Origin of the sequence: Granulicella sibirica (assembly GCF_004115155.1) — a bacterium.
GTDB classification, from domain to species: domain Bacteria; phylum Acidobacteriota; class Terriglobia; order Terriglobales; family Acidobacteriaceae; genus Edaphobacter; species Edaphobacter sibiricus.
The window spans coordinates 2,135,574-2,149,721 of record NZ_RDSM01000001.1 but is presented as its reverse complement, the minus strand read 5'-3'; the positions used below and the strand labels follow the sequence as shown (position 1 = coordinate 2,149,721).

Annotated in this window: 13 protein-coding genes; 4 read left to right on the top strand and 9 right to left on the bottom strand. The window is 61.1% G+C overall.

The genetic code is table 11. The annotated features are described in order from the left end of the window. Positions 1-139 precede the first annotated feature (139 nt). Positions 140-778: a hypothetical protein gene (locus tag GRAN_RS08925; RefSeq protein WP_128912544.1), complete on the bottom strand. Its 639-nt coding sequence runs from the start codon at positions 776-778 to the stop codon at positions 140-142. After that, complete coding sequence (locus tag GRAN_RS08920) at positions 759-1,961, bottom strand: hypothetical protein (RefSeq protein ID WP_128912543.1); 1,203 nt, start codon at positions 1,959-1,961, stop codon at positions 759-761. The genes GRAN_RS08925 and GRAN_RS08920 overlap by 20 nt, the downstream gene beginning before the upstream one ends. 104 nt (positions 1,962-2,065) lie before the next feature. Between GRAN_RS08920 and GRAN_RS08915 the strand changes: the two genes are divergently transcribed. Continuing rightward, positions 2,066-2,485: a DUF2251 domain-containing protein gene (locus tag GRAN_RS08915; RefSeq protein ID WP_128912542.1), complete on the top strand. Its 420-nt coding sequence runs from the start codon at positions 2,066-2,068 to the stop codon at positions 2,483-2,485. Positions 2,486-2,544: 59 nt separating this feature from the next. On the opposite strand, the gene folK is transcribed toward GRAN_RS08915, so the two are convergent. Both folK and lpxC read right to left on the bottom strand, forming a co-directional pair. Further along, entirely contained in the window at positions 2,545-2,997 is a 453-nt protein-coding gene (gene folK, locus GRAN_RS08910) for a 2-amino-4-hydroxy-6-hydroxymethyldihydropteridine diphosphokinase (RefSeq protein ID WP_128912541.1), read from the bottom strand. 60 nt (positions 2,998-3,057) lie between these two features. Then, entirely contained in the window at positions 3,058-3,972 is a 915-nt protein-coding gene (gene lpxC, locus GRAN_RS08905) for a UDP-3-O-acyl-N-acetylglucosamine deacetylase (RefSeq protein WP_128912540.1), read from the bottom strand. A 176-nt stretch (positions 3,973-4,148) separates the two neighbouring features. On the opposite strand from lpxC, the gene GRAN_RS08900 reads away from it, so the two are divergent. Next, positions 4,149-5,276: a M20 family metallopeptidase gene (locus tag GRAN_RS08900; protein WP_241654419.1), complete on the top strand. Its 1,128-nt coding sequence runs from the start codon at positions 4,149-4,151 to the stop codon at positions 5,274-5,276. Positions 5,277-5,282: 6 nt separating this feature from the next. Here the strand turns inward: GRAN_RS08900 and GRAN_RS08895 are convergent, their stop codons facing one another. The 3 genes from GRAN_RS08895 to GRAN_RS08885 are packed head-to-tail and all read right to left on the bottom strand — an operon-like array spanning position 5,283 to position 7,580. Continuing rightward, positions 5,283-5,942 (bottom strand): Maf family protein, encoded by a 660-nt coding sequence (locus tag GRAN_RS08895; RefSeq protein WP_241654418.1) that lies wholly within the window; start codon positions 5,940-5,942, stop codon positions 5,283-5,285. After that, a complete protein-coding gene (locus tag GRAN_RS08890; RefSeq protein WP_128912539.1) occupies positions 5,939-7,174 on the bottom strand; it encodes an aminotransferase class V-fold PLP-dependent enzyme in 1,236 nt (411 codons plus the stop codon). The genes GRAN_RS08895 and GRAN_RS08890 overlap by 4 nt, the downstream gene beginning before the upstream one ends. 16 nt (positions 7,175-7,190) lie before the next feature. Beyond that, positions 7,191-7,580: a RidA family protein gene (locus tag GRAN_RS08885; RefSeq protein ID WP_128912538.1), complete on the bottom strand. Its 390-nt coding sequence runs from the start codon at positions 7,578-7,580 to the stop codon at positions 7,191-7,193. 173 nt (positions 7,581-7,753) lie between these two features. On the opposite strand from GRAN_RS08885, the gene GRAN_RS08880 reads away from it, so the two are divergent. After that, a complete protein-coding gene (locus GRAN_RS08880) occupies positions 7,754-8,527 on the top strand; it encodes an N-acetylmuramidase domain-containing protein (RefSeq protein ID WP_192897984.1) in 774 nt (257 codons plus the stop codon). On the opposite strand, the gene GRAN_RS08875 is transcribed toward GRAN_RS08880, so the two are convergent. Then, the gene (locus tag GRAN_RS08875) at positions 8,524-9,450 is read right to left on the bottom strand and encodes a D-hexose-6-phosphate mutarotase (protein WP_128912536.1); all 927 of its coding nucleotides are present in this window, start codon (positions 9,448-9,450) and stop codon (positions 8,524-8,526) included. The two genes, GRAN_RS08880 and GRAN_RS08875, sit on opposite strands and share 4 nt — an antisense overlap. Positions 9,451-9,565: 115 nt before the next feature. Here GRAN_RS08875 and GRAN_RS08870 point away from each other — a divergent pair, with 115 nt between their 5' ends. Further along, complete coding sequence (locus GRAN_RS08870; RefSeq protein WP_128912535.1) at positions 9,566-11,578, top strand: M1 family aminopeptidase; 2,013 nt, start codon at positions 9,566-9,568, stop codon at positions 11,576-11,578. A gap of 3 nt (positions 11,579-11,581) precedes the next feature. Here GRAN_RS08870 and GRAN_RS08865 read toward each other — a convergent pair whose 3' ends face one another. Continuing rightward, positions 11,582-14,134 (bottom strand): hypothetical protein, encoded by a 2,553-nt coding sequence (locus tag GRAN_RS08865; RefSeq protein WP_192897983.1) that lies wholly within the window; start codon positions 14,132-14,134, stop codon positions 11,582-11,584. Positions 14,135-14,148 lie beyond the last annotated feature (14 nt).

The window sequence follows — 14,148 nt, the reverse complement described above, 5'->3', positions numbered from 1 at the left end:
CCTGCCCACCTGTTTTATCGAATGCTGTGACTGTACACCGTAGGATGCTGCCCGCCCCACTCTTTCACGAAGCGTTCCCGGGATACTTCGCGAAGCGCGCCTTCTCCCACTCCCAGCGCCGCCGCAGCCTTGCCATCACCTACCGCCGGTTCACGAAGGAAGGGTTGCGCTCAAAGACCAGCACCGAAACAGTGGCCGCATCCTTGGACTCAGGCCCAGGGATCCGCACCTTGCGAACGCAACATGCAAACTGCCGCCAGCCCCACCTCGACTTTGTAATTCTCTTAGCCTGGTCTCCCACCAGGTAACCGACCTGCTCTCCACGCTCTGTAAAGACCGGAATCCGGCCGCTGCTCCCCGGGTTGAGGCGGCCGGTCAGCACGTAGAGAAGATCTTTTGGCTTCAGTTCACGGATAAGGGTCTGCCGATTGGTGCCATCAGGATTCCTTCCCGTCGCCCCTGCCAGATCCGAGTACCACCAATGCACCGCGATCTTATCGAGGACCTTCTCGTGCCACTCTTCGAACGAGTTCGTCTTGAGCGAGACGGCCGTTGACTCCGCCACCCATGACTTGGGCACATCCGGCGGCGGAGCCTCCAGGCCAAGTTTCGTAAGCTTCGAATCGACGTCCCTGGTCCCGTCGGTAGGCCAATCCTCGGCGAGGCGAGAGAGCAAAACCATGAGGTTCACCAGCAGCAGGAAACCCGCGGTCTCGGCGTCACCGATCATGCCTAAGAGAATACAGCGGATCAGCCGGTTATCGCGCAATCTCCACAAGCGTACTCAGGCAAACCAGCGCCTGCGCCGCCAGCAGACTCCCACCAAGCCCAAGAAACATTTTCCGGTACTTCGTCTCCAAAGCATCCGCAAACACCCCGCCCACAAACGTAAGCCCGAACGGCAGCGCCCACAGCCAGCTAGCCGTCGAGACCTGCGAACCCACAATGACACTTACCACCGCCGCCATCACCAGCGGAACGCTGTTGCCGAAGTACCGGCTACGCTTCACCCCGGCCCACAACACAAGCGAAACCAGGACCGCGACCGTAATCGGTGCGTCCGTCCACGTCGTAAAGAAGCCCCTCACACCATCCAGCGAGAACCAGAAACGCCCTCCACCACCCGTGAACACGTACGAGAACGCCCCCAGCCGAAACGCGAACGAGGCAAGCACGATCAGCATCGCTCCCAGCGCAGAAAAGATCAGGATCTGCAGCACATAGCTCCGGCGTCGCTCCGCCAGATACAGCATCAGAACCACAGCCGCGACAAACCCGATCATCGCCGCGATCAGGTGCGCCGCCGTCGTCAACCCCAGCGCAAGCGTCAGAAGCGCGATCCGCGGCTTCCACTTCCGGCGCGGCCCCTGCATCGCATGCGCCACCCCGATGGCCGTGTACACCAGCCCGTACAGACCCCACATCGCCAGCACTTCATTATTCGGATGCACCGCGTACCGGATCACCTCCGGGCAGAAGCAATACAGCCCAAGCGAAAAAAACGCACCCTCATTCCCGAACAGTCTGCGCGACACCCACCAAAGCCCTGCGCCGAGCCAAATCGCGAAGAAGACGAACGGCAGGTGCAGAAGCCAGATCACCATGCCAAGCTGGTGCCGCGCCTCCCACGTTGTCCCGTTGAGCGTGCCGCCGACATAAAGCCGGTTCTCCGGCTTCCGCAGCTTATCCGCCCCCAGCAGCACGAGCCGCTGCAGCGTCAATGGAAGCCCCGCTGCCCGGTAGGCGAGCGTGCCATCCCCATGCATATTGCCGCAGGTCGTAAAGTAACCCGCAAGCGGCGACGGCCTCTCCCACATCTGTCGCCCGCACTCCGCGTACTGATAGTCGACCGTCGTCAGCCGTTGATTCCCGATCACCCAGAGGCATTCGCCGAGGAACAGGAAGAGGATCAGTGCCGCAAGCCTTTGTGGCTTGCCCATCCGGAACGGCGGAAGCCTCATTGACAACCACCCTGACAGACGCGGCAAAACACACGCATCCCGATCCCAGCTACCCCACTGATTCGACTGCTCCGCATTCCCCCAAGTGTATCGTGGAGAGATATATGCAGTCGCTCTCCTTCACCCCCGGCAAGGCCTTTCTCTCCGTCAACTCCACCGCCGTACCCTGGACCGTCGTCTTCGAGGACGAAGGCGTAGCCGGTTACTTCTACGCCTGCGACCGCTCCCAGGAGACCCAGGAGCACTCCATCATGGACGCCATGCTGATCTACAACGTCAGCGCCCTCCGCGATCCCGAAACGCCGCGCATCGCCTCGGTCGAGTGGTCGAAGGACGGCCAGCAGGCCGTGCTCTACCTCGACGGAACCGCCCAGGCCCTCTTCGACTTCGCCAGACATCAGGGCTTCTGCCGCCTCGACTTCCCCAACTTCATAGCCGAACAGGGCGACACCTGGCAGAAAGCCACCCACGCCTGGTCCGAAGCCGCCCTCCAGCACTTCGAAGCCAACCTCTACGCGAGCTAGCCCTTGCCTGTTTGGTTGTCATTCCCGAAGGGAATCTGTGTTTGTCGTTGCCGGCACCCCTACTCAACCAGTGCCATCATCTCTTCCACCGTCAGCCCGCTGACCGGATGCACCATCGAAGCAGCAATCTCCGCCAGGGGCTCAAGAACAAACCGCCTCTCCCCCATAGAAGGATGCGGCACCACCAGCCGCTCCGACGCAATTACCTCCTCCCCGAATAGGAGCAGATCAAGGTCGATCACCCGGGGCCCCTTGGCGATCACCCGCTTCCGCCCCATATCTCCCTCAATCGCGAGCAGACCGCGCATGAGCTCCCGCGCCGGAAGCTCCGTCGAGAGCAGCATCGCCCCATTCAGAAATCGAGGCTGATCCAGGTACCCCACCGGGGCCGTATCGTAGAATCTCGAAACGGCAGTCACGGTCCCGAACTCACTGACCCGCTGGACAGCCTCTCGAAGCGCTCCCTCGCGGTCACCCAAATTCGATCCAAGCGCAATCGCGGCGACCGTCAAATAACGCGTCCGCTAACCGCATTTACCGTACATTGGCCCACGTGCTGCACCACAAAAACCCTACGCATTTACGACCTGCGCGGCGAAATCTACCCTGTCCGTCTCGGCGATTTCATCATACCCATGGGCCAGTTCCCAGGCTGAACGGTCGCGCATAAGTCGTTGTACAAGAGCAGTATGCATGGCATGCCCGGCCCTCTCGGCAACCACCAGACCCTGGATCCGGCGCCCCGCCAGCGCCAAGTCCCCGATCAAATCCAGTACCTTGTGCCGCACAAACTCATCCTCAAACCGAAGTGGCCCATTTTCAACACCTTGCCGGCTGATGATGATCGCGCTCTCGTCCGAAACACCACGGATCAACCCCATATTCCGCAGCATCGCCTCATCCTCTTTAAACCCGAACGTCCTGGCCGGAGCAATCCATTCCGCGTAATCCCCGGTCGCCAAGTCACCCGTAAATGTCTCATAACCAATGGGTTCCGGAAAGTCGATCGTATACCGGATCCCGTATCCCCTGCCCGGATAGACCCCGATGAACTTCGTCCCGTCCCGAACTTCCACTTCCTTCAAAATCTTCAAATACTCCCGCCGCCGCCTCTGCTGCTTCAACCCAACCGACTGAAAAGCAAGCACATACGGCATCGCACTCCCGTCGAGGATAGGCACTTCAAGGTTATCAATCTCGACAATGACGTTGTCGACCCCGTATCCAATCAGCGCAGAAAGCAGATGCTCCGTTGTCTGAATCAGCACGCTCTGCCGCATCAGGCTCGTGGCATAGCTCACCTTGGCGACATTGCGTCCGTTTGCAGGAATTTCGAAGTTATCAAGGTCAGTCCGCCGGAAAACGATGCCGGATCCCGCCGCAGCAGGAATCAACTTCATCGACACCGGAGCCCCGCTGTGCAAGCCGATCCCCTTGAATTCGACCTCTGTTCGGATTGTCTGCTCGAGGTGAGCCGATAGCGTCAAAGAAGCAACTCCACAATCGCGTATCAGATTATCCTTCTGAGAATAAAGTACAGTGTTGCAGATTAGACACACTCCGCGTTATCGCTGCGGACGACGAATCCACGCGGCTAAGGCTATTCCCTTCCTCTACTTAGGGATGTTTACCGAGCAGTTACCCCATACGATACGATCGAGATATGAGTCACTCCATTCTTGGGGCCGTCTCCGCCCTTGCGCCGTGGATGTACCAGAGCCTTCGTGAGCTCGTGGAAGTAGAGTCGCCGAGCGACGATCCGGCGGGCGTCAACGCAGCCGCGTTGCTCGTCCGCCATCTCGCTGAACCGCTTCGGCCTTACGTAATCAACCACACTCAAAGCTCCTACGGCGATGCCCTGGAGCTCCGTTTCGGGCTGCGGGACGCCAGAAAGCCCATACTTCTTCTCGGCCACCTGGATACGGTATGGCCGCTCGGGACTTTATCGAACATGCCCTGGCGAGAAGCCGAAGGGCGTTTCTGGGGTCCCGGCGTGCTCGACATGAAGGTCGGCATCATGATGGCGCTAACCGCTCTGAAAGCCCTCAAGACGCTCAATAAGACCCGTCCCATCACGCTCTTGCTCAATCCTGACGAAGAGGTCGGCAGCCCCGTTTCACGCGCTATAACCGAACGGCTTGCGCTCGAATCAGAGGCCGTCTTCGTCCTGGAACCCGCGCAGGGGCCAGCCTACAAGACAGCCCGCAAGGGAGTCGGCCAATACGATCTGCACGTCACAGGCATCGCCGCGCACGCGGGCGTGGACTTCGCACGTGGTCATTCGGCTATCCGCGAGATGGCTCGGCTGGTTGAAACCATCTCGGGTTTCACGGATCTCGAAAAGAAGCGCACCGTCAATTGTGGCGTGATCTCGGGTGGAACACGTTCAAACGTCATCGCCGCGAACGCCCACGCCGAAGTCGACGTCCGGATTGCCTCGATGGACGACGCCGCAGCAGTCGACGCTCTCTTCCAATCGCTCCGCTGCACCGACCCCCACTGCACGTTGGAGATCACCGGCGGCATCAACCGCCCTCCGATGGAGCGCACCCCCGGCGCGGTGGCCCTGTTCGAAAAAGCTCGTGGATTCGCCGCTGAGTTAGGCTTCGTGCTCGACGAGGCGTCCACGGGCGGCGGTTCGGATGGCAATTTCACCTCGGCGCTCGGTATCCCGACACTCGACGGCATGGGCGCTGTGGGCGACGGAGCCCATGCCTCGCACGAGTCCGTAGTCATCGAACATCTGGTTCTCAGGACAGCCCTGCTCGCTGCGATGATTGCCGGCATCTAGCCCGGATTACGGAACGACGACCGTCGCCGCCGGGTCATGCGGCGGCGTGGCGAGTTTGGCATTCGCCTTGGCGAGGATATCCATGGTCCGGGCGATCGGCAAGCCTACCACGTTGAAGTAGCAGCCCTCGATGCGTGGAATCCACCGCGCGGCATAGCCCTGAATTCCATAGGCGCCTGCCTTATCAAGCGGCTCACCGGTGTCCAGATACGTCTCCAGCTCGTCTGGATCGATAAGGTCGACGGTCACCTGCGAAATCTCAGTCGCCACGGTCGCGCCCGCGCGCGTGACCGCCGCAATCCCTGTCAAAACCTGGTGGGTGCGCCCCGAGATGCCCTGGAGCATGCGTCGCGCTTCCTCGCGATTGCGAGGCTTGCCTAGAATCTCTCCCTCGGATAGGACGCAGGTGTCCGCACCCAGCACGATCAGCGGATCTCCATCATCTTCCGCGGACTTGCGCCGCTCAAAGACCGCCCGCGCCTTCTCTTCGGCCAGACGCGAGACATAGTCAGCAGCCGTTTCTTTAGGCAGAAGATCTTCCAGAACCTCGGAGGCTTCCACGGTAAAGGTAAGTCCGGCCTGAGTGAGCAGTTCTTTGCGGCGAGGCGATGCGGAGGCGAGCACGAGCATGGTGGATTCGATGCGCAAACGGAACGCGAGGTTCACGATAAGGCGTTCAGAAGCTTCTGTATGTCGTTCTCGTCGTTGTAGATTGAAGGCGACACGCGCATGCGTCCGGTCTCGAGCGACACGTCGACATTGGCCTTCTTCAGCGCGGCTTTGGTCTTTTCGTGGTCGGAAACCAGAAAGCTCGCCATCGACGCCCGGCTTCCATCAGGCGTAATCAACGGGTAGCCAAGCCGCGGCAGCTCCTTCTTGAGCGGAGCAAGAAGAGCCTGGGCATGCGCCTGGATGCGTTCGACGCCAAGCCGCTGGATGGTTGGGATGGAGTAGCTGAGCGCCGCGACCGTCGCATTGTCGTAGGTGCCGATCTCGAACATGCCTGCGGTATCCGGATGCTCCTTGTACTCGATCGGGTACGGCCCAGGCTTGTCCCAAGGAAAGACGTGGTAGTCGAACGTCCCAAGCTGGCGATAGCCGAACTGAGTCCGCTTCAGCTTCGGCAAGACATCCTGCCGAACATAAAGGAAGCCAAGCCCCATGTCGCCCATCAGCCACTTGTAGCTCGCGCACGCCAGGGCGTCGACGCCCCAGGCGCGTACGTCGATCGGGATCGCTCCCGCCGCCTGCACCGCGTCGGCATAGACAAGAGCACCGTGCGTATGGGCAAGATCGCAGATGCCGTTGATGTCATGCTCGAAGCCATTGATATACGAGACCTTCGAGACGGCCACAAGGCGCGTGTTCTTGTCGACGACAGCGGCAAGATCCTCCGTTGTGACCTGCCAGTCCTTCGGCCGCACGACGCGAACATCGACCCCTTGTCGCCGGAGCGCTTCGTAAAGATAGAGAGAGCCCTCGAAGTGCAGCGCATCGGTGACGATGTTTCCTTGAGCGCCGGGAAACCCGAGTGCCGCGACGAACAGGTTCTCCGCTGCCGTCGTGCTGTTCACGTAGGCGATCTCCGAAGGATCGGCATGGATCAATCCGGCGAACGCGGCCTTCACATCCTTCTGAGCATTCGAGACCTCGTCCGGCGGATTCCAGATGCCGCGCTGCTTGTACTCGAGGTAAGCAATGACCGCTTGCTTCGCCCCGTGGCTCAACGGGTGCCAGCGCGCGTTGTTCAGGCACGTCTCATACTGATCCGTCGCGAACTCCGAGCGGGCGGGAAGAGCGTTCGATTCGACGACGGAGCCCGTCACCCGGGCAGCCGCCAGGTTTCCGAGCGCCGCCATGCCCATCCCTTTCGCAATCTGCCTCCGTGTCATCCTCATCACTGTATCCCTCTCGTCAGGACGACGCAGACTCGCTGTCTTTCACCGCGATTCCCTGTACCTCGAAGCGAGCTCCGAATAACAGGGGCCCGGAGCCAAGGAACGACCGCGGAGGCATCGGGCCGTCGAAGTACTGGCGGTAGACCACGTTGAACGCTCCCCAGAGCGATACGTCCGGGCTGAAGATCTGCAGGAAGACAAGATGCTCCATGCCCATGCCGGCGTCTCCGAGGATCCTCTGGACATCCTGCAAAACGAGATGCGCTTCATCATCCGCGCTCTCGGGCACGGCGTCGACTTCGGGCAGAAGGCCGATGCGTCCGGAGAGATAAAGCGTCCGCCCATCGATCAGAACGGCATCGCTGAACGGGCGGGATGGGTTGTTCGAGAAATACTGTCGGCTCATCGTGCCCCTGTCCTCCCTGCCTGTTCCGGACGGAATACTCGAACTCTACCAGAGAGATAAGTTGCTGAAACGTTTGATCCGAATCTTGCACTACCACGTAGTCAGAGAGTGCTATTCTTCCGCAGTCTACGAAGAGCACACCGGCCCGACACAGAGAACTTTCAGGAGCAATCATGAGCTTCCAGGGACAAAGTCTTGCGTTGACCTCAGATGGTCTCGCTGCCGCAGCATCCACGTTGAACGTTCAGGTACCCGAGATCTGGGCCGTACTCTCGGTCGAGACCAAAGGGACGGGTTTCCTTCCCGATCGCCGGCCGCAGATCCTCTTCGAGCGGCATTACTTCTCGCGTCTGACGAACCACCAGTACGACGCCACACATCCAGGCATCAGCAACCCGATACAGGGCGGCTACGGCGCGATCGGAGCGAACCAGTACCTCCGCCTCCAGGAGGCGTATGGCCTCAACCAGGATGCCGCACTCCAGAGCGCTTCCTGGGGAATGGGTCAAATTATGGGCGCGAACCACAAAGCCGCAGGCTTCGACGATGCGGCGAGCATGGTAACCGCGATGACCAACTCCGAGGACGCTCATCTCGCCGCGATGGTCAGCTTCCTCATCGCCAATCGTCTCGACAGATTCCTCGCCGCGCATGACTGGGCTTCCTTCGCCCGCGGATACAACGGACCGAACTACGCCATCAACCACTACGACGATAAGCTCAACACCTGCTACCAGAAGTTCCAGACAGGCACGTTCCCTGATCTCAACGTGCGGGCCGCCCAGATCTATCTACAGTTCAAGGGCTTCAATCCGAATGGAATAGACGGAGTCGCCGGCCCAGGGACCGCCAGCGCCGTCAAGGCGTTTCAGACATCCATCGGCGTCACCCCGACCGGCATCATCGACGACGCTCTCCTGGCGGCGCTCAAGCCCGCCGACGCCTAAACCGTCAGCTTCTTGACCGAGACATGGCTCTCCATCGTGTGCGTCTTGCCCGGCGCGAGCGAGATCGACTGATCGCCCGCGTTTACCGTCTCGACGCACACGAACTCGTGCCATCCATTCGGCTGGATATCCGGCATCTCGCCCCACGGGTTCCACACCACCGTGGTGTCGGAGTTCACCTTTTCGATGGTGATCTCTCGGCGCTCCGCCGGATCATGGATGACCAGGGAAGACGTCGTATCGAGATAGACGCGATCGGTCGGCGCGGTGATGTGCATGGGGCCGGCGACCTGCGGCTTCTTCTTGAACTCGTCCTTCTTGTCGATGTAGGTCGTGCCATCAAGTCCGGTGATCGTGATCTCGTGAACGTCCTGCACGCAGAAGTAGCTGTGCATTCCTTCCTCGAAGAGCAGGGGCTCGGCGCCATCGTTGGCGACCGTCAGCTTGAGCTTCAACGTGTGCCCGATCGCAACCTCGTAGGCGAGGCGAAAGTGATCGAAGCCGAGCGAGCGGGTGAGGTCGGTCGGACCCTGCGTAAAGGTTAGGTGCAGGTCTTCCCCTGCCAGCGCAGCGAACTGAAGATTCCAGTTCTGCGTGCGCGCGAATCCGTGCATCGGCCCTTCCTTGCCATCGTGCCGTGGTCCGAACCACGGGAAGAGGAGCGGCACACCGCCTCGAATCGGCTTACCCGGCGTCATATCCGATTTCTGGCTCAGGAAGATCACCGGCTGCTGCCCCGCTGGTTGCCACGCGAGCAGATGCGCGCCCTGAAGGCACAGGCTGCCGGTCGCGGCGGGGGTCGTGATGTCGGCGAACAGAAGTCCATCCTTCTCCCGGAAGGCGAGCACACCGGCGAGGCCGAAGTGGTCGTTGAGCTGCGAAAGGGTCTGGGCGCTGGGAGTCGTGGTGGCTTGGGCGGTCATGGTCTTCTGGTTCTCCGGCTCGTCGTTATACCTGCCTGCTGAGTGTATGTGCTTCTGAAGCTCGGGTCGAGTGCTTCTGCGCCGGGGAGGACGAGACGTTCGCTAGACTGTTCGAATGCGGATTGCGGCAACGGTGTTTCTCCTGGGCAGCCTGCTGGCCGGAGCGGATAAGGCAGCTATCAAGGGTACGGTCCTCGATCAGTCGAGCGCTCCGGTGTCCACGGCTTCGGTCGTTCTCTTTCCCACGGATCATAGCCGCGCCGCGCTCACCACACATGCGGCTGGCGACGGCAGCTTCCGGTTCGAGCCGCAGGCACAGGGCTCCTACACCGTCTGCGTCGAGGCGCAGGGCTTCGTCAGGCAATGCCTTCCCACCTTTACCGTACCGGGCGACGGCGAATCGGTTTCGCTCGACTCGGTGCGTCTCCAGGTCGCCAGCGGGGGCGGCGTCATGGTGCTTCCAGCCCAGCCCGATGCCTCGGTGAACACCGGCAGGGCTTTTACGCCGGGAACGCCCCAGGCCCAGCGTGCTCCCGAAGCTCCCAAGCCTGTGACAAAAGATGATCTCCTGCGCGGAGCCTACGGCCCATCCCGCGCGAACAACGATCTCCTGAGCTACCATCTCGACGTCCGCGTCGACCCGGAGAAGAAGTCGATCACCGGCAAGAACACCGTCCGCTTTCGCATGCTGCAAGACGGGACGCGCATCCAGCTCGATCTCGTGCAGGCGCTCGCTGTGGACAAGATCGTCTCCGTCGACGAAGCCGGAAAAACTCTCGGCGCTCCGCTCAAGTACACCCGCGAAGAGCGCGCCGTCTTTATCGACTTTCCCAAAAAGCTCCGCAAGGGCAAGACCTACGCCATCGACTTCTTCTACTCGGGCAATCCCGTCGAGGGTGGCCGCTTCGGCGGCATGACCTTCAAGACCGATCCCGCAGGGCGTCCGTGGATCAACACCGCCTGCGAAGAGGAAGGCGCGAGCGTCTGGTGGCCGAATAAAGATCAGTGGAAGGATGAGGTCGAGTCCATGGACATCAGCGTCGCCGTTCCGAACGCGCTGACCGATGTCTCGAATGGACGCTTCGTCGGCAAGACCGATCTCGGCGACGGCTACACCCGCTGGGACTGGCACGTCAGCTACCCCATCAACAACTACGACGTGTCGCTCAACATCGGCGACTACACCCACTTCAGCGACACCCACAAAGGCCTCTCGCTCGACTACTACGTGCTCCCCGAGAACCTCGAGAAAGCGAAAACGCAGTTCGCCCAAACGCCCTCGATGATCGACGCCTACGAGCACTACTTCGGCGACTACCCTTTCATCCGCGATGGCTTCAAACTCATCGAGGTGCCCTACTCCGGCATGGAACATCAAAGCGCCGTCGCCTACGGCAACCGCTACGCCAACGGCTATCTGAATCGCGACTGGACCGGCATCGGCATCAGCCTGCGCTTCGACTTCATCATCATTCACGAGAGTGGGCACGAGTGGTTCGGCAACGCGGTCACCGCCGCCGATCGTTCCGATATGTGGATTCACGAGGGCTGGACCACCTACCTCGAATGCCTGTACGTCGAGTACATGTGGGGCCGCGACGACGAGGTCGCCTACGTCAACGCGCTCAAGAAGAAGGTGCACAACCTTACGCCCATCATCCCGCCCCACAACCAGAACGTGGAACCGCCGCAGGACATGTACTTCAAGGGCGCGCTCTTCATCAACACGCTGCGCGGCATCGTCGACGACGATCCGAAGTGGTTCGCCATGATCCACGACTTCTACCAGACGTTCAAGTACAAGACCATCATGACCGAGGATGTCGTCAACTTCTTTAACCAGCGCACCGGCATGGATCTGACACCCATCTTCGATGAGTACCTGCGCCACGCCGCGATCCCGGTCCTCGAGCTTAAGTTCAACGACGCCGCAGACACCGTCGACTATCGCTGGAAGGCCGACGAGCCGAAGTTCGCCATGCCCGTCGACTTCAGTAACGGCCAGCCCGATCAGCCCCTGCAACGCATGAAGCCAACCACCACATGGCAGACGATGAAGACGCCGCTCAACAGCAAGGCGTTCGCCGTCGCCACAGATCGCTACTACATCGAAGTAGAAAAACAGTAGCCGCTAGTTGGAAGCAGTCGTCGAAGCCTTCGCCGCGCGCGAAGGAGGCGACGGCCGCACCGACGTAGGCTCAGGCTGTACCGGAAGCGTCAGCGAAGCGATGGCATTCTTATCATCCCGCAGTCGCAGGTAGAGCATGCCTCCCGCGGGATGAGGAACGGCGAGCGTCGTATCCGAGAGATCTTCCGGCACCGTCATCGGCGACGTCAGCGCTTCGTCTGGCGCGATGGAATCGATAAGAAAGAGGCTCGACCCAGTCAGCGTGCACGGCTTCGCCGCATCGCTTGGGCAGTTGAGCGCGTCCGCCGTCGGCAGGCGAACTAGCGTCGCCAGCGGAACCCAGTCGCCCGGATCCATCCCAGGCTGCACCGCCCGCAGACGAACCGGACCGAAGATCGACGGCCCAAACGCCTTCAACGGATCGAAGGTCACACGCAGCGTGTGCTGATCCTGCAGAACCAGCGCGCCGGAGGCGAAGTCAAGTTTCGCGCTCAGCGAAGCATCCTGCGTGCCCACCTCGATCGTCTCCGTCCGTGGAATCGGCGTCGGAGACTTCAGCACAAGCGTGATCGGCTGATCGACGCGCAGGTCGTCATTGTTCACGAGCTTGATCGGCGCATCCTTGTCCTTCGGGGTCGACTTACTCTTGATCGTGATCGAGGGACGCGGCGCCGCGACCGTTACCGGCACATCGAGCACGCGGCCATCGGCCAGGGCCACGTGCGCCGCAAGCTTCTCCCCCACTTTGAAGTTCGGTGCCGAGGCGGCATCCGGCAGCGTCAGCGCGAGCGTGTCGGAGGTGTACCCAGCCGACGGCGCGAACTGCAGATCGTTGATCTTCATCTGCTTCACCTGGTCGAGATGCTGACCCGACAGCGTCGCCATCCTGTCCCCGACATGCAGCGAAATCCCCTCGAGCTTCGCCGGCTCGGAGTAAGTCCGGATGTCGACCGGAACCGGCGACGGCGCACCGTACTGATGCACATCGAGCTGCAGCGAACCCGGCCCGGTCGACGAAAGCGGAAGCGTTACGTTGATCGCATTCGCCTCGTCGCCGGGCTTCCAAGTCAGCTTCTTTTCCGTGCCGGCGGCGTTGAAGCCGATCGTCTGCAAACAGGCGCTGCCGCTCGACGTCAGCGTCAGGTGGTCCTCTCGTCCCGCGATCAGCGGCTCTCCCGAGGTTGCCTTCCAACCCGCTCCCGGAACGTCCTGCAACGGAACCGTCGGCCCTTCAAACGTATCGAATCCCCAGAAGCCACGAACAGTCCCAACCAGCGGCCCGCCGGGTGCCTGCGCAGGCTTTGTCGGAGCAGGCTCGACCGCCGAAGAAGACACCTTTCCAGCAACCGGCAAAGCCTCGGGAAGAGCATGGCGCGGCGACTCCTTCGCCAGCACCAGCCCGCCCTGGTACGCGTCAGGACGGAGCGGTAGATCCTGCGGTCCGCTCTTCGGCGGAGAGCTCAGATGAAGCACGAGATCATGCGCGTAGTCCGTCGAAAACACCAGCGGCGCTCCCTCGACCGGAATCGCCACATTCGGCTGCAGCAGGCATGTAATGTGCTTCGCATCGGTCGTGCGCAGAGGCGGAACCGCCGCTTTCTGGATCGACGGCAGCCCGATCACGATCACCGACTTCGGGTTGTTGAACGAGGGCGGCGTGTTGAGCCGCAGGTTCAGGCTCTCGTCCTGCGGAAACGCAATCGCCGGGATGTACTGATATTGCGCCGTATGGAGCCCATTCAGAATGCGTCCAAGATCGACGATCGCGCCCACATACGCGCTATAAACACCCGCCCCCGCCGCCCCGGTATAGCTCGCGGCCGTAATGAAGTCGGAGCCCGGTCCCGTGGTGAGGGCGGCAGCAATCGTCTGCCCGTGCCCGTCGTCGAGCAGCATCTGGCTTCCGCTCTGGGTCAGGCAGTTGTACTGCTGATCGACATCGCGCTTGAAGCACTCCGGATTCGGTCTCAGGGCAAGCGTTCGCGCCAGCAGATTCGAGTGATCGAGCAGTTCCTTCGCGTCTCCCGGCGGAACCTGCCGTATCGACGCAAGGTACTTCTCGATGCGCGCCTGCTCAAATCCGGCCTCATTCAGATCCTGCGATGCCCGGACAAACACTCCGGGACGCCCCCGCACCGCCGAACGCAGTGTCGTAAAGTCTCCACCAGTCACTGGCGCCAGAAACACAAGAGCCTGCTGCGCCTCAGCGGGAACCACGACCTCGACACCTTCTTCCCGCACCTTCCTGTTCCACGTCTCGATCCGAATAAACCAGTCATCGGGCGGAGGATTGGTCGTTCCACGCAGGAATGCCACCACCATCAGGTATTTCACCGACTGCGTCTCCGGCAGATCCGGGTGCAGCCAAACTTTGTCGCCCGCCTGCAGATTAGGCACGAAGGCGATCGGCAGCATCTTCTCGTTCCGTGTCACGCGCACTTCGACCTTCGGGCCTGCGAGATCAAAGCGGTTGCCATCCGCGCGCGCCGCGCTTGTTCCGATACCGAGCAGAACAAGTGAAGCAAGAGAACGTGCAAGATGGTGCAGCTTCGCCATAGTCCCATTTTAGA